Origin of the sequence: Pontibacter litorisediminis, from assembly GCF_029360645.1 — a bacterium.
Taxonomy (GTDB): domain Bacteria; phylum Bacteroidota; class Bacteroidia; order Cytophagales; family Hymenobacteraceae; genus Pontibacter; species Pontibacter litorisediminis.
The window spans coordinates 26,671-45,974 of the sequence record NZ_JARDUA010000012.1 but is presented as its reverse complement, the minus strand read 5'-3'; the positions used below and the strand labels follow the sequence as shown (position 1 = coordinate 45,974).

The following is a 19,304-nucleotide window of genomic DNA, read 5'->3' as shown; positions in this document are numbered from 1 at the left end:
CGTGCGAAGTGATGAGCAGGAGGGAGGCTTTTGTGAAAAATACTAGCTGGGACGTTCTAGCTTTTTTCATTGCTCGCATTTTGCCCGTGGAACATCCAGTGTTCTAGCAAAAGAGCAAGGTTACGACAATCCTGCAAACACCAAGAGATCAAAGGAGGTGCACCTTGACTTTAGATATACATATAGTTATACCTGCCACTTCACTAACTTATGCTTTGCTCCATGAAGCGCGAATTGAAAAAGTAGGGAAGACAGGAAGCAGGAATCCGCAATTATTAAATATGTAAAAAGATAAAGATTACGTTACATACCCATCTTTCAAGCGGCTCTGAGACAGGGTAATTCCTTCTAGTCCTGAATTCCCAGAGTAAGCACCTCTTGCTTCAAATGTAGTATCTAAAAGAGGTATGAGGTTCTCTGTCTCCGTATTCTGCCATAATTCCGCCAACTTGCCTTGCAAAAAAAAGAGTTACTGGAAAGCCACTTGTTGTACTGGATGTATTCCAGTTCATTCTAGCCAAACTTAAAACATCTATCGCGACCTTCTCGACATCTATAGGCTGGTCAGACTTTATTTGTAGCGGTGCCGGGATATGTGGACCAGGGTAAGTTCCCAAAGAAGGCATAAACCCTGTCGTAAATAAATAGGAATTTGCTTCATTTACTATGCATAATGTTCCTCTTTTGGGAGGATACTCCCCATGTCTTACAAGTCTTAGATCTGTTGGAGCAAGGTTGATTAGCTCAACAATAGGAATATTAGCTAGGGCTGTTCTGAAACCTTCTGTCTCGTCCTCATTAAATGCTGATGTTTTATGTATCACAACTCTTTGAGGAGTCATTCCTGTCCTGTCACTATAGTTTTCCAGAATTTTCTCTCCCATCTCATATGCTTGTTTTTCTGTTAAATGAACATTCCGATCTTGCTTAGCATCCCAAGGAATATTTGCTCCTCTAATAGCAAATCCCTCTCCATCGGATGAAAAAGCCTGAGCAATACATGATCGTACTAAGTGGCGATTTGTAGTAGTGTACAAATGGTGAAAACTTATTCCTACATAACAGGTTTCTGGCCCATTGCTTCTGAGTCGCCAAGGTATTCCTCCAGCTTTATAATATATGGCAATGCTGCTATGCCAAGCTCTAGTAGCAGCATCCTGTCCACCTCTCTCAACACCTACAAATAGCCTGTCCCTTCCAATCTGTATTGGAATTTGACATTCCATTGCCTTTGCTTTTAGTGCTCGTCTAAAGTCTCGATTTAGTAAGTCTTCTGCTGTTTCTTCTACTTCTGGTAATACTTCAAATAAATTCAGCTGCTGACTTATTTTTTTTGCTTTGCTAGTATGTTTAACAACTTGATTCTTAATACTCCAGCATCTGTTTATAACTTCCTCAGGTAAGCAGCAAATAATTACATGAGGTTTAGAAAACTCCTGAGAAGCTAAACGTTTAATGGCGTCACTATATAACTGCAGAACTTTTTCAAAAGCTAACGCATCCACTTTTTCTGAAATAGCTTCTTTAAGGGATGTTTCACTGATAGTATTCTCCCATCTAGAGCTTAGAGATAAAGAACATCTAAATACTGATTCAAAGCCAGGATAGTGGGGATATTGATCTATATTCTTCATAGTTGATTCAATATGCCCCATACAAGTGCTAAACCAGTTCCTAGCTTTCAGAAGCATTGCCTGTGGGCCAACTAAGCCTAATCTTATATTTGTATTTCTGGCTGCATTTCCGAATCTTAGGTCATATGGTCCTGCCTCTCTTAAACCAACTTTAGGATCAGTAAACTCACCTGCGCCACCAAACTCTAGTAATGGTTCTGGCAACTCGTGTAAACGGACGCTTATAGACATTGATAAGTTGTTATAGTGTTTGTGCTAAAGGTTATCATCGGTGTCAAGAAACTCTTTAAGCAAGTTTTCCAGCTCTTGATCTACCGCTTCTAGGAGGTTACTATTCTCTTCGGGTTCTATAAAGTCATGGCCTTCAATCGAAACATCATTAATACTTGTAACAGGTAGTATAGCTGAAAATCCTAAACGAGGAAGAGAATATCTCGAAGAATCATCTCCAAACCTTCTAATATTAGGCTTTAATTCGAAAGAGTAAGAATCTTCATTACCAGCAATAAACCTTGACCAAAATATGAGTGCATTAAGTACAGTCATATTATAATCCCGGGCGGCTTTTTTTGTAGATAGTTTGTTAACTTTATCAGAAGCAAGAAGTTTTTTCCAACCTTCTATTGTGAAAACATAGCTAGGGTTTATAAACAGGCCATATGAATGGCCAAATTTTTCAAACTTATAACTTATAGCTTGGTGCTCCCAATACAGTATTTTTCCTGTTGAGGATGATGTCCGAGGCTTAGCGACAGTTCTAGTCGCTTTTTTAAACCTTGCTTGATAGCTTTGGGTACGAGATCCTTCCTCCTTCAATCTTGGGAAGTACGCTCTATGTCGCTTTTTATCAATTCTAAGACCTAATGAGCTAAAATGCTCCTCAATATTTAAGTTGACAAGTTGAGTGAAAAGTTTTCCGTTTTCAATTGATATAAAATCCTCAAGGTCATAAACTTCAACTGTTCCAAAATCTATAACAGACTTCAAAGGACTATTGCGTTGATTTAAATCAAAAAATGTCCAAACTCTGCCACCGTAGTAAACAAACTGCGGGTGCCATTTATCAGAAAGAGCCTTCCATATTTCTTTTTTACTTGAACGAGTGCTAGAAGCAGACCAAATTTGTTGTGGTATGTTCACTAACTCTAAAATATTGGCTGCATACTTAACTGTAGTAGTCTTGAGTGGGGATGCAGTTTTAGTTAAACTATCAACTATGTCTTGGCGTCCATAGAGTGTAACCTCGAAGGTTTCGTTATCCTGAGAAGGCCCAAAAGTAACTGTACTTTCATTCTCATTCATCCAACGATAAACGTCTGATAATCCGGAGCCAGCTTTATCCATCGCTCCAGAGCCATAGAATATATCAGCTAGAATAGGGTTCCTATAACCCTTTATACCTCTACGACCATTCTTTACAATTTCATCTTCGATGGAATTTGAAGCAACTTGAAGCTTTACCTCCTCAGTTAATCCTCCAGGGCTAATTACCTTTATGTAATGAGGAGTTACTTCTATTTCTACTTTACCTGACTTTGAATAGTCTCTATGAACTAGAGCATTAACTATAATTTCCTTAATCGCTAAAGGAGGGTAAGGATATACTGTTTCGGATGATTCACCCTTTAAGCGATAGGCTCTGTTAATAAGGGCAAGAGAATCCATCACTTCATTTAGCTGCCTCCAAAGGTTGCCCTTTATCATTCTTTGAAAGTTTTGAACTTCTGAATCATCATCATCTAAAAGCTTTGCCGAGATTTCCCTTTTCCAGCCATCGGGCCCTGTTAGAGAAAAAAGTACTACTGCATCAGGGAAATGATATTGAGGTAAGGATGTGTATAAGAGACACCCAGCAGAAGTGAGCTTGAAAACCCCTTCTTGATACACAGCAAGATGTCTATTAAGCATTTCCTGCCTTAATCTTTCTTTTCCTAAAGAGCTTGGCAAATAGATATCAAGCCTATTGCTGTATTCTATTATTCTTTCTTGAATTAATGACCACTCCAACTCCTCTTCAGTTGCTTTAACAACAGGTTGGGTATCAAAAGTTGGAGATGAGTTGCCAGAGCTATTATGAGTTATCAAAGTTGGTTTTAATGCAATCCTATTAAGGGAAGGCTTAAGCCGCTGCCACAAATCCTTATCTAATAATTGATCAAATCCATCTATATGAACGAAACGAAAATTTCCGCCGCATTTTTCTGCTAATTCTAATACCAATGGTGGGCAGTTCTCTGGTTTTTCTTGCTTAAGTAAGCACCACCATATTCCATTTTTAAAATTATTAGTATATTCTAAACTATCTATTAAAAGACTTTTAGTAATAGAAGGTTCGCCGCCTCTGTATCCAACAACAACTAAAGGATGGTCTCTTAACAAAGGTTGCATTTTTTCAACAGTATCAGCTGAAAGAGACTGTACTTCTTCTACTATATTCTTGTCAGAATAATGTTCTACCGATCCATGAAGGTATATTTCTAAGGGAAATTTTGGTGTTAAAGAAAACTGGACATAGTCATTATTCGTTTTAATTGGAATTAATATTTGTTTTTTATATGTCATTGCATTACCAAGGCAGTTGTCGAAGTTTGTTGTCAAAACAATATCAACAAGCTTGTTTTGTAGCATTTCTGCTAGAGCATCATATCCAATACTAGGGCTAATTCCAGAAGGATTAACGAGTTCAAGAAAAAACTCTCTCCTTACACTTTGAGGGCGTAGAAGTTCATCAACAACAATAGGATAGTTTTCCGTTGCTGATACAGATGTATTATACCAGGGAAATTCCTTTACCCAAGGAACCCAGTCGCTTCTTTGCACCATAGGGTAATTAGTAGGGTAACCCTGATCTCTACAGTAGGCCGTTCGAATAATTTTCTCCGTCACCTCCCCAGCAAGAGGTATACCAGAGGTTTTGGACGCGCCAGCACCTAAAAGAAACACTGGCTTTACAGGTTCATGAAACAAAGAAAGAATATTACCTGGGCTGGCGGGAGTGAGATTCACCATAACTTAAATATACAGTAGTACAGTTTCCTGCTAATGTGATAGACCGTAAGCAAAATACTATGATAGTAGTGAATTGTGAAATTTTTAAGATAAATGTTTAGAGATAAGTTTTAATAACAAAATAGAGAATGAAATTTTCTATACTTATACTGCGGAAATAGAAAAAAGCTTCTTAAACATTTAATTAAAGGATTACTTTACTTAAAGGTGTTACGAAAAGATTCTCGCAGCATTGGAAGAACAGGCTTTTCTCTCTGAAATACCCACGCATATCTGTTACTTCAGTGGCTGCCTGTAAAGAATTAGTAGCTACTGTTACAGTCCAAGAATCATTCTATATTTATTCAATTTTGTTAGTACCGACCTGCAGTATTATTTTTACCTTATGCCACTACATATCAATATTGAAGACCTATTACATCATCGTTCCGTAGAGTCAGATCGGATTGAATTTAAAGAGGGATGGAACCCTGATGCTATTTATCGATCTATTTGCGCCTTCGCTAATGATTTTGAGAACACAGGTGGTGGATATATCATCGTTGGTATAATAGAGGAAGATGGAGTGGCCAAGCGACCAGTAAAAGGACTTTCTGTAACAGAGATCGCCGAAATCCAAAGGAAGATGATCGGCTTCAACAACCTGATCAGGCCTCTTTACAGCCCAAAGGTCTTTCTTGAAGAGGTGGACGGGCAGCAGATCCTGGTGATTTGGGCGCCGGGCGGCTCTAACCGTCCCTATGAGGTGCCGGAGCAGATTACGGCCAATCAGAAAAGACACTTCTACTACGTCCGCCGCTACGCTAACTCTGTCAAGGCGGACCAGGAGACCCAGCAGGAGCTCATCAGTCTGGCTAACCAGGTGCCCTTCGATGACCGCCCAAACACCCATGCAAGCTTAGACGATGTGTCCATGGTACTGGTGCAGGACCACCTACGAAAAGTGGAGAGTAGACTGTTTGAATGGACAGAACAGCGTTCCAAAGCGGAAGTACTGGAGCAGATGCTACTGGTGGAGGGCCCTGCAGAGCACCGATTCCCACGCAACGTGGCGCTGATGATGTTCAATGAGCATCCGGAAAAGTTCTTCCCCGCCTCCTGGGTAGACGTAGTGTATTTCCCGAAGGGGGAGGGGCACTCAGAATTTACAGAGTTTCCCAAAATCACAGGCCCGGTACCTGACATGATCCGGAAGACGCTGGATTTGCTGCAGACCAATTTCCTAAGGGAAAAGGTCATAAAGCAGCCAGGAAAGGCGGAGGCCGTGCGCGTGTGGAATTACCCTTACGCGGCCCTGGAGGAAGCCGTAGCCAATGCCTTGTACCACCGGGACTACCTCGTCCGGGAACAGGTGGAGATTCGGATGACACCAGACTCCATTGTGATTCTTAACTACGGCGGGCCGGACCGCTCTATCCGGCAGGAGGATCTGAATAGCGGGCGCATCAGGCCACGCCGCTACCGTAACCGCCGCCTGGGCGATTTTCTAAAGGAACTGGACTTGACGGAGGGCAGGGCCACTGGCATCCCTACCATCAAAAGGGTACTGGAAAACAACGGGTCTCCTGCACCTACTTTTAGAACAGATGAAGACCGCACCTTTTTCGAAGTAGAGCTTTTCTGCCATCCTGCCTTTATAGAAGACAGCTTAGTCGGGGGCGACCAAGTTAGCGACCAAGTTAGCGACCAAGTTGAAGAAGAGCTGGCAAGGGAATTGGAACCAGAGCATATGAAGATTCTGAGTTATGCGCTTAAACCAGCTAAGCGTAAAGACATCCTGGAGAAGGGGGTGGGCCTGGCTAACCACACAGACAACGTGAGACGCTATGTAAATCCTTTATTAGAGAAGGGGCTATTAGACCAGACTATCAAAGACCGGCCCAGCAGCCCCTTGCAGCAGTATATTACAACAGAGAAGGGACGAGAGTTGCTGAAGCAGCAGCTAAAGCAGTAGACCTGTTAACAGCACCTTACTATTTTGACTTCCGAACTACCATTCCCAGCAACGTTTGACAGTGATTACAATGAAAGTCTTTACTTCAAAAGGCTACCTATCCTAATGCTTCTTTAACTCTGCAGAAGCGGGATCATAATAATAAGCGCTGACAGTGCCATCTTTGATTTTTTCTACCATTTCATCAATAATGAAGATCGGAACCAAAAACCATTCTCGTGCTTTTACCGGCTTTCCAAAACGGTCCATTAATTCAATATCCAACTTTGCTGCACCGAAAAACTTGTGAATTATATTCTCAAGTTTCGTCCTGTTGATGTTCGCTAGTTTGTAAGTGGCTACTACTTCTACATCGGCCATAAGAAAGGTTGGATCATTTTTGGCGTTCACAAGCCGTTTCTCAACAGCTCCACCCGTCACTCCAATTTTATGGACGATCTCTCTGTTCTCTTTGATAGTAGGATGATTGGATAGGCTACGCAGTACGTAAATTGTACCGCTCTCCTGATCATCTTCACTGTTCTCGCCAGAGAATAGAGGCCCTGAGTCGGCGTCAGTGATAAACCTACTGGTTTCGTCCTTGTACATGGCCCGAATCAGAGACCTGAGCAAAATATTGCTTTCCGTACCGTTGGCATAAATAACCCGCAAGCGGGCATCTTCTTCACCATTGGGAGCTTTAAACGTTTCTCCAATCTCGGCTATATACGCCATTTGCCCCCCTACAATAATAAACTGAGCTTTCTTAAGGCTTGTCTTGGTGAAGCCGGCGTCTTTTCTGAAACGAATAGTTTTCCTGAAACCAGTATCGATATCTCTTTTAACCGCCGCAAACAATGGTTTGAAGTTGTCGAAATCTTCGCAGCGGGTACGGTTGGCAATTTCTTCTGCTGCCTTTTTCTCTACGCGAGGCTTTACATGTTTTAGGTTTGTGATTGAATCCTCGTTATTAACATCCACGCCAAGCTGCGCCAGCAATTCCTCGTCATCCAAGTCCTCTGAAATGTCTGCACCAGGTTTACTTTCGCTATCCAGAAGATTTTGATGATCCAGCTCTTTAAGAAGATTTCTGCACTCTTCCTGCCTGCGGATTTGTTCAAGCCTTACGGCATACAGCCTTTCAAAAATATCTCTGTCCTCACCGTGTTCGGGCAATCGATTATGCTCTTCCACGAACTTTTGTATCTCCTCAAAGCCAGCGATAATTCGCTCTTCTCTGGGCGAGTACTTAACGGCTTTTTTGGCTTCTACCTCTATGCCGAGTTCTGCTAAAAGCGCGTCATCTTCTTCGGTCAGTTTCTGTTGTTTAGCCATTTCTCTCCTCTGCTTTTAAACGAGCCAAATACGCTATTCCTTGTGCCATACGTTGCTCCCAAGGGTCAGCAGATTTGATATCTGGTAATCTGCCTTTCTCTTTTTTGAATTTTAGAGCCCGTTTGGCAAGGTCTCGTGCTTCATCTATTGATATGTTGGGCTTTTTAGCTGAAATAACTTCTGCCATAGCCTTCAGGCTTTTCTCCGTCATAGCCTTAGCTAAAATGGAGTAGGCTTCACTAAACGGATTAATGCTATCAATCCAGTCTACATCCAGCTCGCGGACATCCATAGCAAATTTCCGTACCCCGTCAATCAAAGCTGTATTGGCGCGGCCAGCTAATTCACTGTCATTGTTGATGGCTTCTTTTGCTTTCTGAGTCAGGTTCAGCGCGGCAACAGCATGCTGGCGCACGGATTCTACATCCTCATCGTCTAGCTCTGGGTACCTTTCTTTGATTATCTTCCCCATACGGATTTGGGTGAGCTCCTGGGGCACTACCTCTTCGTCAAACAGGCCGCGTTCGATGGTCTGCTTGTCTTGAACAAATGCTGCGATAACCTCATTCAAATCCTCCCGGCAAATACGCTGGGCGTCTTGGCTTTTGGGCGCAGAAAGACCTTTTATCTCAATGTGATATTGGCCCGTCTTTTCATTAACCCCGATATTTTCTTTACCTGGATCATAGCCGCCTTCCCCATAGTACATTCCTTCAACCGGTCCTGAGTCTTTTTGCTTAGGCACAAAATTAAACTTAGGGGCCAGCACCTGCTCCATCAACAGGCTGGCTGAAATGGCCTTGAGTGTATCGTTAACCGCATCGGTAACGGCCTCTTCTGCTGCATCGGGCTCGGCAATGAGGTTGGTGAAGCGGGCCTGGGTTTTATTGGGTGCATCCCGTGTGGCGCGCCCGATAATTTGTACAATCTCGGTTAGGCTAGAGCGGTAGCCTACCGTAAGTGCATGTTCACACCATATCCAGTCGAAACCTTCTTTGGCCATTCCTAGCGCGATAATGATGTCAACGTGGTCGCGATTCTTTTTGGCTTCCGGCATTCTCAGCGCGGCTAGTACTCTTGAGCGCTTTGCGGAATCATCTTCAACCAGATCAGCAATTTTCAAAACTTTACCCTCTGGCGTTTTAACTAAATGAAAGCCGGTGCTTGGGTCAGTACCCTGCCACTCGCCAAGCTCAAACAAAATATGCTCAACTTCCTTGATTTTATCCCCCATACTCTCGCGCGAATTGACGTTCGGTATATGGATGATCGTTTTTTCATTAGGGTTAAGAACATTTAAAATCTCGTCAGCATAAGCCTCACTATAGAAGTAATAACCAACATGCAAGGTTTTAAGGTATTCGTAACCGTTAAGTTGCTCATAGTAAGTATAAGTAACAGTATCGAATTTAGCCTCATCTTCAGGCATCAGGACAGGGTTGGCATCCCCACGAAAGTAGGAGCCTGTCATGGCCACAATATGTGTCTTATCGCGTTCTACCAGTTGCCTGATTTGTGAACCGAGAACATTACCTTCATCGGCACTCACATGGTGGAATTCATCAATGGCAATGAGTCGATCGTCAAAAGCCTCTACTCCGAATCGCTCTACGGCAAAACGAAACGTGGCATGGGTGCAAATCAGTACCTTGTCTTCGCTGCTTAAGAAAGATCCAACGGCATTAACCTTGCTGCCATCTTCCCCTGGGGCATTACAGAGGTTCCATTTTGGCTCTACATGCCAGTCATAGTGGAAACCGTATTTGCTAAGCGGTTCATTGGCAAAGCTGGAGCCTATAGACTTTTCCGGAACCGCGATAATAGCTTGTTTAATGCCTTGGTTGTTCAGCTTGTCCAGCGCTATAAACATTAACGCCCGGCTTTTCCCCGAGGCTGGTGGGGATTTAATAAGCAAATACTGTTCACCGCGTTTTTCATAGGCGCGTTCTTGCATGGCGCGCATGCCAAGTTCATTTGAGTTGGTAGAACTTCCGGTTCTTTTATAGTTAACGGTAACGGATGGTACAGCTTTTTTTTCGCTCATGAATTCTTGGCTTTAGTAGTCATTTGGGTATAAAGATCGAAAAGTTTTTCCAGGCGCTCGGTGTCGTTTTTAAACCGGCGGCCAATGTAAATGCGCTCCAGCACTTCATCGTTACGTTCATGGGCATGGCAGAGGTCTTCGGGCATTTTCTCTGGATCGTAGAGATCAGCGATGGTGGCGGGGAAATGGCGCTCCCGCGCTATTAAAATTTCTTCAGCGCAACGGGTTAAATCTTCTTTATTTTTTGTTGTTAAGGTCGGCACGGGAAAAGTGTTCCAGCCAAGCGTGTTAGAGTAACGAATACGTGTTTCTAATTGTCCACAGACAGTTTTAATCCAAACTAAATGCATCTGAGAAGCAACTATAGCCATATTCCAAAGGGGTGCATCATAAATAGCAAAAGCACTATCATTAATCAATAAGGTTCGATCTAATAAGCCTATTGGTAGATAGAGCCTGTTTTCAGAAGAATGCCTTGGGATAATAAAACTCCAATTAGTTGCTTCTTGTGTATCCCTAAACTGGTGCGCCCTTTCAGCTAATTGCTTAGCCCCTATGTCTCGGCTTGCAAGACGGTTAAGTCTATTCCTCTCAATTCTTTCAGCTATAAAGGGGTTAGATAAGGCTAAATCTAATTTTTCATTCTTTATCCACAAACAATGTCTTACAGTACCATTTATAAAATCATGACTGCCGGCGATAGGCCTAATAAATGATTGCATCTCTTCAGACAGATCTGAAGGCACATCACCGTTTTCTATAAATAGATGTCCACCATCAACAGGCTTATTGCCATAAGTCATCTTTTCTATAGGTGATATAGGCTTTCTGGCAGAAGTCACATGAACTTCAGAGGACGCTACCAAATAAGCATTAATATTATCAACTTTCTTTTCAGTCACTACGCTATTTTCATCAACTGAAAATAACCGCTTTCCAGTTCTGGTGTGATTTGAAATTCCAACAATAACCACAGTTACACCGGCATTATGGCTGGCAAGATTATTCCATTTGAAAGATGTATGAGCGAATGAAATTTCATGGCCTGTGTTGAATATCAGTGGCCAAAGTATGGGTACTTGCTGGCCTTGGCAAATGGAATTGGTAGAAACGAAAGCCGAGGCAGCATTGGTATGCCTGCCGTATTGGGCAGCTTTCATAAACCAACCTGCTACATAATCAAGCGACTTCCATAATTTGGTTAGGTCTTTGAAGATAGCTTGTAAATCGGATTTTTGTTCTTTGGATTGCCAGGTTGACCCTAGGTAAGGTGGGTTTCCGCAGATATAGGTTTCGCCTCCTTCGTTTTCAAAATCAATTTCAGATTGATGTAAAGGAGTAGAAAAGAGGTCGTTGCTGTGAAGCCTTACACCTGTTCCGGTCGGTGGACAAACAGAAAGCCACTCTAGCTGCAGGGCATTGCCACGAGTGATCCAGTTTTCTTTGCTCAGCGGCAGAAAATCTGCGATTGCTAGCTTCTGCCCCCGATAAATCACATCACACTGATATTCAGCGATGATAAGAGCAAGGCGTGCTATCTCGCAAGAGAAATCACGCAACTCTATACCTCGGAAGTTGGTTAGCGGTATTTCCGTAGGCCTGTCTCCTTCATCCCGGCGTTTGTTGATCTCTGCTTCAATCTCCCGCATTTGCTTGTAAGCAATCACTAAAAAATTGCCAGAGCCACAGGCCGGGTCAAACACCCGGATGCGGGCCAGGCGTTTGCGCAGGTTAAGCAGCTTACGCCCGTTATCGCCTGCTTCCTCCAGTTGCGCGCGCAGATCATCAAGAAACAGCGGATTAAGTACTTTCAGAATATTGGGTACAGAAGTATAGTGCATACCCAGTGCACTACGTTCGTCTTCATCAGCCACCGCCTGAATCATGGAGCCGAAAATATCCGGGTTAATTTTCTTCCAATCTAAGTTGCCAATGTGAATTAGGTAAGAGCGAGCAATCTTGGTAAACTTCGGGCATTCGGTAGAACCGGAAAATAGCTCTCCGTTCACGTAAGGAAAGTTTATGGCCCAGCTACGTATGTTCTTGGCTTTTCGGTCTTCGCGCTTTGTATCCATTGCTCGGAAGATCTCGCTCATCACCTCGTGCGTATCTGAAGCATCAGAGGCGCTAGTTCTCTGAATTGTATCGACAAAAGGATTGTTCCCACTAAAGATGCCGGTATCTTCAGCAAAAAAGCAAAAGATCAGCCGAGCCAGGAAATGGTTCATGTCGTGCCGCCGCGCTTCAGTGGCCCAGTCTGGATTATGTTGCAAGAGCTCTACATAGAGCTTGTTAAGGCGTGCCGTAGCCCTTATATCAAAGGCATTTTCTCGTATTTGCTTTACAGTACTAATGCCTGCCAGAGGCAGAAAGAAGCCAAAATGCTCGTTAAATTGTGGATAGTCGCAAGCAACAGTCTCACCGCTATTCATATCTTCGGCCTGGAACTCCTTACCATCCGTAGCCAGGATAAATTTGGCCTTAGCTTTAGCTGTTGCCGGGCTATTGCGGAGCCGGTTCAGCGTTTCTAAAACCGCGCCTTCTTCGCATACAACTATGTGAATATTGTTTCGCTGGAGAACTCCGCCCTCTACGTCCGATTTATTATTGTTGCCGGATTGTAGGCGCTTAATGGTTGTAGCCTTATTGCCAAAGGCTTCCAGAAAAGCATAGGGAAACTCAACAGGATTAAAAGGCTGTTCTGCCAGTAATGAAATAGCTTCCTCAATCTCAACTGCGTTCATTTCTTACTTCTTATATGATCAAACTACAGAAGAAGGCACAGCTTTAGAATTGTTATTCTAAAACTACCGTGATCTGAGTTAGAGTGACTGGTTTATTTGTTAACAGGGTTAGCAATTTACCTAAAATATGATAAAGTATATATCAATATGGATGAGTGCTAAGAGAAGTTTTAAGGCTATCCCATAAGATACTGGCCTTAAAACTTCTCATTTTGACTACCGTGATTCTATCCATTAGGGCATGGATTAGCACATTTAAGGAATAGATTATATACCGTACTTCTTATGCAGGGTCTAACAGCTACATTAGGTCCATATCAACTCTTCCTGTCTCCGAATGCCTTAAGGCGTGCAGCGACTATTCCCAAGACGGTAACAATCTCCTCCGCGTCAGGCAGCGTACCATACACGAGGGAACGGAATTCCTGCTGGTAGGCCGTCTCTAAAGAATTCCAGGCTCCTTTTACATCCGCGAACAGCAGGCAGGCATCTAACGGCTGCATGGCCCAGTCACCCTGAAATTCGCTGTTGCGGGCATCATCAGCCTGCACGGCCTTGATCATTTGAAAGAAGTCCTCGCTGTGCAGAAAGGCGGTCACTGCAGGTGCTTTTAGCATGGCGTGCAGGTCGTATACATGGCGGATCTTGCTACCTAATTCATCTACTGGGTTTTCGGCATAGGAAGCCCGCACGAGGGCGAGCACTTTCTCTGTGAAGGTGCGCTCCAGGCTTACCACATTCACCTCAAAGGGCTCTAGCCCATACTGGCGGATCATGTCCAGCAAGCCGCGTTGAGCCATAAACTGGCTGATGTAGGTCTTGATCGACATCAGCTGGTGTGGGTTAGGGCTGGCAAAGGAGTTAATCTCGACTAAAATCTTGTCGGTAACCTGACCGTAGTCTCCCTGCACGGAGGCCCCGTAGTCGTGCAGCGTTTTGCGGAACCGGGAGCCCTTGCTGGTCCGGTACGGGTCAGCTACCTCCACCATGTCCTTCGTGATCTCTTTTGAGATTTTGCGGATCAGCTGCATGACCTGGTTGTTAGTCATGCTTCCAGGCGCGTTGATGGCCAGGTCGATGTCCTCGGAAAAACGCTCAATCAGGTTGTAGGCTTTGGACAAGGAGGTGCCGCCCTTGAAAATGGCTTGCTCCACGTAGGGGGAGTGGGCCAGGCGGTAAAGCACCAGTGTCACCCAGTAGTCTTTCTCCACATACACATCCCTAATCTGCAGGGCCTCTGCCGTGGCCGTAATGGCATCCCGAAACACCTCCGGATTTTGGTGCAGGTTCATATAATATTCCAGTCTTTTCTGTTAGGCAGTATGCTCTCGCTAATGCCCAGTTTGTATTTAGTCAGCGGGTTGAGTGACTGCCTTAGCCTGTCTGCCTCCTCTGCATAGCCGAGTTGCTCCAGCAGGGCACCCAGTAAGGCTCGGGTAGAGGGATTATAGTCCAGCGCCAGCTCCATGAGCCGGTCCATGTCGCCTTCGGCTAACTCCTTGATATACTTAAGCAGCATGAGGATCGTCTTTTCGCTGTTGCGGTCCGGAATCCTCTTGTAACCGCGCAGAGCGTCCAGGACCTGAAGCTTGTCAATGTCAGACTCCTTGAAGTTGGTGGGGCTTTGAACATAACGGATTTTGGTTTTCCCTACATTCGCTACCCGGCGCTGCTTGCGTGTCATCAGCGTCACCTCCTGGGGAACCTGCGTTGTCAGACCCAGCTGGTTGTAAAGCCCCAAACCGCTCTCGTACCCTTTGACTTTGCCTTTGGAGGTGCTCAGGCTCTTGATGATCTCTTTTTCGGATGGTCTCACTTTCCCGAAAACAGTTTCCTTTGGCTTATAGTAGCGGCCTTTTGCCAGCCGGTTGACTACCCCTTGCTTGGCCAGGCGGCTGAGCGCCGCAGCCAGGGCCTCCAGCTGGCTGTCATTTACCTGAAAATCAGCATAAGTCAGCAGCTGACCGGGCTGGGCCTGTTCGATTCTTTCCCGGACTTGCTGCATGATGCTCATATTCTGCTTCCTATGTAGTTTAGAACCACTCTTCAAAGATAAGACGTAACACCTTATTTTGTCAAGTTTTTTTGTTATAAAACTTGACAAACAAGACAGAGAGTTATAGTATATATTAACTTAACATAGATTGCTTCTCATCTAGCACCTAAAATTGTATTCAATTTTAGGACTTTCTGTAAGTGGATTATATTAAAATATAATATAAAAAACTTAATATATAACAAATAAAAAATTATAGTATTTTGCATTCCTGATGCTATCCCAACCATTGAAAATAGATGATAGCCACTCCAATGCCAACATAGCCTACACCTAGAATAAGTGTATTGCATACGAGCAAGCAAGTATATCTGGAGCTTCACAACCCGGCAGATGTGGACGGGATTTAGTTTGCCATTGAAGTGGTAGCAGCAGAGGAATAATCGGCATCAAAAAATAAGAATTGTATATGTGGAATGACAAAGAAACTGACTTAGATCTTCTCGGGCATCAGCGAGTTGCCCAAACGATAGTGGAGATTATGCGGGAAGAGGAGCTACGGCCCTTAACCGTTGGTATACATGGCAGTTGGGGTGCCGGTAAAACATCGATACTCTCTCTGATTGAGACAGAATTAAAGAGTGATACTCAGACCCTTTGCTTTACTTTCAACGGTTGGCTTTACCAAGGTTATGAAGACACCAAGTCAGCGTTAATGGAAGCCGTAGTACATGAGTTGTTGAAAACTCGAAGTACTAATGATAAGATGCTTGATCTTGGGAAATCAATTCTCAGGCGCATTAACTGGCTTAAGGTTGCAAAGGTTGGCGGAAGTTTAGCTATGACGGCTGCGCTAGGCCTTCCAGCGACTGCCCTATTCGGTGTACCTGGGTTAATGGCAGGTGCAAAGAGCCTTTTTTCAAAAAAAGATGAAGCGTCACCAGATGTAAATGTTGAAGTCCAAGCAGAGGAGGACCCTTGGCTTAAACCAGAAGAGGCAACTGTTCCAGCACAAATAGAGGCTTTCAGAAAAGAATTACAGCAATTGATAAAGGAATCAACGGTTGAGCGATTAGTAGTGCTGGTTGATGATTTAGATCGCTGCTTGCCATCGGCTGTCATAGATATACTGGAGGCAGTTAAGCTCTTTCTATTTATTGAAGGAACAGTATTCGTTATCGCAGCAGACGAACAAATGATAGAATATGCTGTAAGGCGCCATTTCCCTGATCTCCCTGTCTCACAAGCTGATTATACGAAACATTACTTGGAGAAACTGATTCAGGTTCCTATAAGGGTTCCGTCTCTGAATAAGTTGCAGACTCAGAATTACATCCGTTTTATGCTCCTGCAAAATCATTTAGAATATGATAAAGACAGGCTTATAGAAATATGCCATGCTTTCGAGAGCTCAAGAGAAACGCCTTATGATAATACTGAGCTGTCTTACGAGTTTATAGCAAAACAATTTGGGGGCGAAAACCAGGACTTGAGAGGCACTTTGGCTGTTGCCGAACAGTTGGGTAATACTTTAGCTAACGAACTACGAGGAAATCCACGGAATATTAAGCGCTTTCTAAATACTCTCTTTCTGCGAAAGCGCGTCGCAAAGATTTACGGCCTAGAGACCAAAGTGGCAATGGATGTGTTGGCAAAGCTCATGCTGCTCGAACGCTTTCACTCTGAAGTATATGAAAAAGTGGTTATGGACGCGACTGAGTCTGACAAAGGTACATCAAGCACTATAAAACAACTCGAAGAAACAGATAAGGCGAAAGATACAAGTGGCAAGAAAAAAGAGACTAAAATAGCTGTTAAAGCTACTGAAAAGCCTATAAACTCAAATCTACGGGAATGGGCTAAACAAGCACCTTCGCTCACAGAAGTAGATCTAAGACCTTATGTCTTTATTTCAAGAGATCGCGCTGTAAGCTTTAGAGTAGCGGATGACCTTCCTCCAGCATTGGCACCGATTTTTGAAGCACTAGCTTCAGGTATCAGATTAACTTTTGTAAAATACGAGTCTGAAATAAAGGCACTGGGAGATAGTTTGGCAAGGCTTCTTTTTGATAAACTTAAAACCTTAACAGTGAAGGAGGGGGATTGGAAAAACATGCCAAAACCAATGGAAGGCCTGACATATTTAGTGCAGCGTCAAGCTTCATTAGAAGTTCCCCTAGTAGATTTACTTAATTCCGTCGCCCCGAAAGATTTAGGAGCCTGGTTACCTACTAGAATAGACTTCTTCAGAAGTTCAGAGGGTAAGCAAGCAAGAAGAGTGCTTTTTGAAAATATCTCACAAGATCCTAACGCTGACCAAACTCTTAAAGCACTAATTGAAGAATTAAAATAATTAACAAACTATGGGAACATCCATTAATCGCCACGGTCCTAAACCAACTGTACCGTTGATTCCAGATTGGATCGATGAGGAAGAATCGTTAGATGATAAGAATGACGCAGAACCGACAGAAGATCCTGAAGATGAAGCCAATGAAAAAGAAGATATAGAAGAATTACAGCGCCCAGCTAACCCCTTTGATAAAAGTCAGCGCGGCTTTCGTGAGGCTGTCCGGACAGGAGATTATTCAAGTCTTGAGCGGGTACTAAAGAACTATGTCACACAGGCAGGCGGTGGTGCATCCAGCTCTGCCCGTAGGATGAGCCGTTCTGGTAAAGCGGTAGCGCGATTTGGCATCATCCTTAGTGATATTCGTCAGAACGGACTAGCAAACACTCTTTCCAGGCTTAATCTTGATAATTACAAAGATCAGCCTGCTATACAGGTGTTAGCAGCACTGATGGAGCATGTCTGCGGTACTTCTGCCTTGCTGGATGACACCGTAACACGACAAGCGTATGCGGTGACAATAACGCGTTTGGTGAAAGACATGCCTGGCTTGGACTTAAAAAGCCTTACAGAGCCACAGGTTTGCGAAATGATGGCCGTATTTCTGGAAGAGAGCATTGTTTATAAGCTCATCTGTGATGTAGGAAGATCGTTAACAACGGCTACATCAGATCCTGCCAGGGCTATCGAAGTAGAAGAAAAGCTATACCAGATCGTAAGCGGTCTTGTCCATAGTCGCATTGTGCCTGAACTGAGCGGGAAGATGGCAGACCGAAACAATTTAGACCAGGCTGTGCTCAAAATTTACAGTATCGCCTTTAAATCAATCGTTGGTTCTCAAAAATAGACAACATGCCTCAGATAGGAATAGAGCTAAGAATAGGTAATCATGATGAAGGAGCGTTGGTTGAACATGATCAGTTCTCCGCCTTCTACACATTTCATATCCAGAACACAGAACAAAAAGATCAAAGAATAAGCATTAAAAATTTGCTTAAGGAGCTACGTCGGCTTAAGTTAAATCCTTCCTTGGAGGGGCTCGACCTATTGTCATTAGCCTGCGCTGCTTACGCCGCAGACACCAGTATCAACCGGTACCGAAACTCGGATGACGGTTGGACGAGGCAGTTTCACCTGTTTGTGCCAGTGAGCGATGTTTCTGTCTGGCAGCCCCAGCAGGAGCTTATTACAGAGATACTGAACTTCCTGACGGGAGATTTATGGCAGATAACCTTTAGGCAAAGTGAGGCGAGTATCGTTGTCTCTACAAGGACGATGAAGCCGACAGCGTATGTAACTGATGATATATGCCTTTTCTCTGGGGGAATGGACAGCTTTATTGGTGCGATGAAACTTTTGGATGAAGGCAAAAGACCACTTTTAGTTGGGCACGCGAAGAGCAGTGACGTATCTGAGTACCGCAATAACGCCAGTCGAGAGCTTATGGATCGCTACAGCACCTTATCACCAGATCTGGTAAGAGCATTCGTAAGGGTGGGAAAACCGAAGCTTCATGGTAGAGCCATGGAAGGTGAAAATACGGAGCGAGGACGTTCCTTCCTTTTTCTGGCCTTGGGGGCTGCCTGCGCCACAGCTCTCCCTGCATCCGAAAACAATGCAAGGAAAAACCTTTATATACCAGAGAATGGGTTTATCACACTCAACCTTCCGTTGACGCCTTTACGAATTGGTGCTTATAGCACCCGAACAACTCACCCTTATTACCTAACCCTAATGCAGCGCCTGTTCAACGCCGTAGGAATAGCTGTTGACGTTATCAATCCCTTTGAGTTCAAGACCAAGGGTGAGATGCTGCTGGAGAGTGGTGCTGCTTCCTTTGTCGCTGAAGTAGATACCATGTCTTGTAGCCGACCTTCTACCCGTAATGCAAATATTGAAGGAGCTGGGAGAAAGCACTGCGGGAGGTGTGTGCCGTGCATCATACGCCGTGCGGCTTTGAAGAAAGCAAACCAACCCGATGATAATGATCAATTAATAGAAGGAAGACGCTACAGAACTGATATTTACAAAACGCGTTTGCACGCATCAACAGCAAAAGTGGAGAATAAGACCGCAAAAGGGGAAAATGTTATGGCGTTTAAGTATATGATTGAAAGAGTTCGTCAAGACCCTAATTTTTTAACGGCTGCCATCAGGCTTACTGGACCGCTGGAGTTTCCTGACCAGTCCTTAGCTGTATACAAAAGGGGGCTGGAAGAGGTGGAAGCTGTATTACAAAATGTGACTGTTGTTGAGTGA

11 protein-coding genes are annotated in these 19,304 nt (G+C 43.9%); 4 read left to right on the top strand and 7 right to left on the bottom strand.

Annotated features, from left to right (window positions below; genetic code table 11):
• Positions 1-383: 383 nt before the first annotated feature.
• Together PXG97_RS21310 and PXG97_RS21305 are read right to left on the bottom strand one after the other, a co-directional pair.
• Positions 384-1,865 carry an argonaute/piwi family protein gene (locus tag PXG97_RS21310; RefSeq protein ID WP_116541373.1) on the bottom strand — a complete coding sequence of 494 codons (1,482 nt, stop codon included), beginning with the start codon at positions 1,863-1,865 and terminating at the stop codon, positions 384-386.
• A 24-nt stretch (positions 1,866-1,889) separates the two neighbouring features.
• Positions 1,890-4,643, bottom strand: a complete 2,754-nt coding sequence (locus PXG97_RS21305; protein WP_276499874.1) for an ATP-binding protein — start codon at positions 4,641-4,643, stop codon at positions 1,890-1,892.
• Between the two features lie 385 nt (positions 4,644-5,028).
• On the opposite strand from PXG97_RS21305, the gene PXG97_RS21300 reads away from it, so the two are divergent.
• On the top strand, positions 5,029-6,597 hold the full coding sequence (locus tag PXG97_RS21300) for an RNA-binding domain-containing protein (protein ID WP_276499873.1): 1,569 nt from the start codon (positions 5,029-5,031) through the stop codon (positions 6,595-6,597).
• Between the two features lie 102 nt (positions 6,598-6,699).
• Here the strand turns inward: PXG97_RS21300 and PXG97_RS21295 are convergent, their stop codons facing one another.
• The 5 genes from PXG97_RS21295 to PXG97_RS21275 form a co-directional block, all read right to left on the bottom strand.
• The gene (locus PXG97_RS21295; RefSeq protein WP_116541370.1) at positions 6,700-7,911 is read right to left on the bottom strand and encodes a GIY-YIG nuclease family protein; all 1,212 of its coding nucleotides are present in this window, start codon (positions 7,909-7,911) and stop codon (positions 6,700-6,702) included.
• Positions 7,904-9,955 carry a DEAD/DEAH box helicase gene (locus tag PXG97_RS21290; protein ID WP_276499872.1) on the bottom strand — a complete coding sequence of 684 codons (2,052 nt, stop codon included), beginning with the start codon at positions 9,953-9,955 and terminating at the stop codon, positions 7,904-7,906. The genes PXG97_RS21295 and PXG97_RS21290 overlap by 8 nt, the downstream gene beginning before the upstream one ends.
• Positions 9,952-12,699 carry a class I SAM-dependent DNA methyltransferase gene (locus tag PXG97_RS21285; RefSeq protein WP_276499871.1) on the bottom strand — a complete coding sequence of 916 codons (2,748 nt, stop codon included), beginning with the start codon at positions 12,697-12,699 and terminating at the stop codon, positions 9,952-9,954. Before PXG97_RS21285 ends, PXG97_RS21290 begins: the two co-directional genes overlap by 4 nt.
• 317 nt (positions 12,700-13,016) lie before the next feature.
• A complete protein-coding gene (locus PXG97_RS21280; protein ID WP_276499870.1) occupies positions 13,017-13,991 on the bottom strand; it encodes a nucleotidyl transferase AbiEii/AbiGii toxin family protein in 975 nt (324 codons plus the stop codon).
• Positions 13,988-14,713 (bottom strand): type IV toxin-antitoxin system AbiEi family antitoxin domain-containing protein, encoded by a 726-nt coding sequence (locus PXG97_RS21275; RefSeq protein WP_276499869.1) that lies wholly within the window; start codon positions 14,711-14,713, stop codon positions 13,988-13,990. The genes PXG97_RS21280 and PXG97_RS21275 overlap by 4 nt, the downstream gene beginning before the upstream one ends.
• 451 nt (positions 14,714-15,164) lie before the next feature.
• Between PXG97_RS21275 and qatA the strand changes: the two genes are divergently transcribed.
• Genes qatA through qatC form a run of 3 tightly spaced genes read left to right on the top strand, consistent with a single transcriptional unit; the run spans position 15,165 to position 19,304 of the window.
• A complete protein-coding gene (gene qatA / locus PXG97_RS21270) occupies positions 15,165-17,048 on the top strand; it encodes a Qat anti-phage system ATPase QatA (RefSeq protein ID WP_276499868.1) in 1,884 nt (627 codons plus the stop codon).
• 10 nt (positions 17,049-17,058) lie between these two features.
• Positions 17,059-17,892: a Qat anti-phage system associated protein QatB gene (gene qatB, locus PXG97_RS21265; RefSeq protein ID WP_276499867.1), complete on the top strand. Its 834-nt coding sequence runs from the start codon at positions 17,059-17,061 to the stop codon at positions 17,890-17,892.
• Positions 17,893-17,897: 5 nt separating this feature from the next.
• The gene (gene qatC / locus PXG97_RS21260; protein ID WP_276499866.1) at positions 17,898-19,304 is read left to right on the top strand and encodes a Qat anti-phage system QueC-like protein QatC; all 1,407 of its coding nucleotides are present in this window, start codon (positions 17,898-17,900) and stop codon (positions 19,302-19,304) included.

Bases quoted from the DNA above. Each gene is read 5' to 3' on its own strand.
- PXG97_RS21290 (WP_276499872.1), bottom strand. From the start codon at position 9,955: ATGAGCGAAAAAAAAGCTGTACCATCCGTTACCGTTAACTATAAAAGA.
- qatC (WP_276499866.1), top strand. From the start codon at position 17,898: ATGCCTCAGATAGGAATAGAGCTAAGAATAGGTAATCATGATGAAGGA.
- PXG97_RS21280 (WP_276499870.1), bottom strand. From the start codon at position 13,991: ATGAACCTGCACCAAAATCCGGAGGTGTTTCGGGATGCCATTACGGCC.
- PXG97_RS21310 (WP_116541373.1), bottom strand. From the start codon at position 1,865: ATGTCTATAAGCGTCCGTTTACACGAGTTGCCAGAACCATTACTAGAG.
- qatB (WP_276499867.1), top strand. From the start codon at position 17,059: ATGGGAACATCCATTAATCGCCACGGTCCTAAACCAACTGTACCGTTG.
- qatA (WP_276499868.1), top strand. From the start codon at position 15,165: ATGTGGAATGACAAAGAAACTGACTTAGATCTTCTCGGGCATCAGCGA.
- PXG97_RS21275 (WP_276499869.1), bottom strand. From the start codon at position 14,713: ATGAGCATCATGCAGCAAGTCCGGGAAAGAATCGAACAGGCCCAGCCC.
- PXG97_RS21285 (WP_276499871.1), bottom strand. From the start codon at position 12,699: ATGAACGCAGTTGAGATTGAGGAAGCTATTTCATTACTGGCAGAACAG.
- PXG97_RS21295 (WP_116541370.1), bottom strand. From the start codon at position 7,911: ATGGCTAAACAACAGAAACTGACCGAAGAAGATGACGCGCTTTTAGCA.
- PXG97_RS21305 (WP_276499874.1), bottom strand. From the start codon at position 4,643: ATGGTGAATCTCACTCCCGCCAGCCCAGGTAATATTCTTTCTTTGTTT.
- PXG97_RS21300 (WP_276499873.1), top strand. From the start codon at position 5,029: ATGCCACTACATATCAATATTGAAGACCTATTACATCATCGTTCCGTA.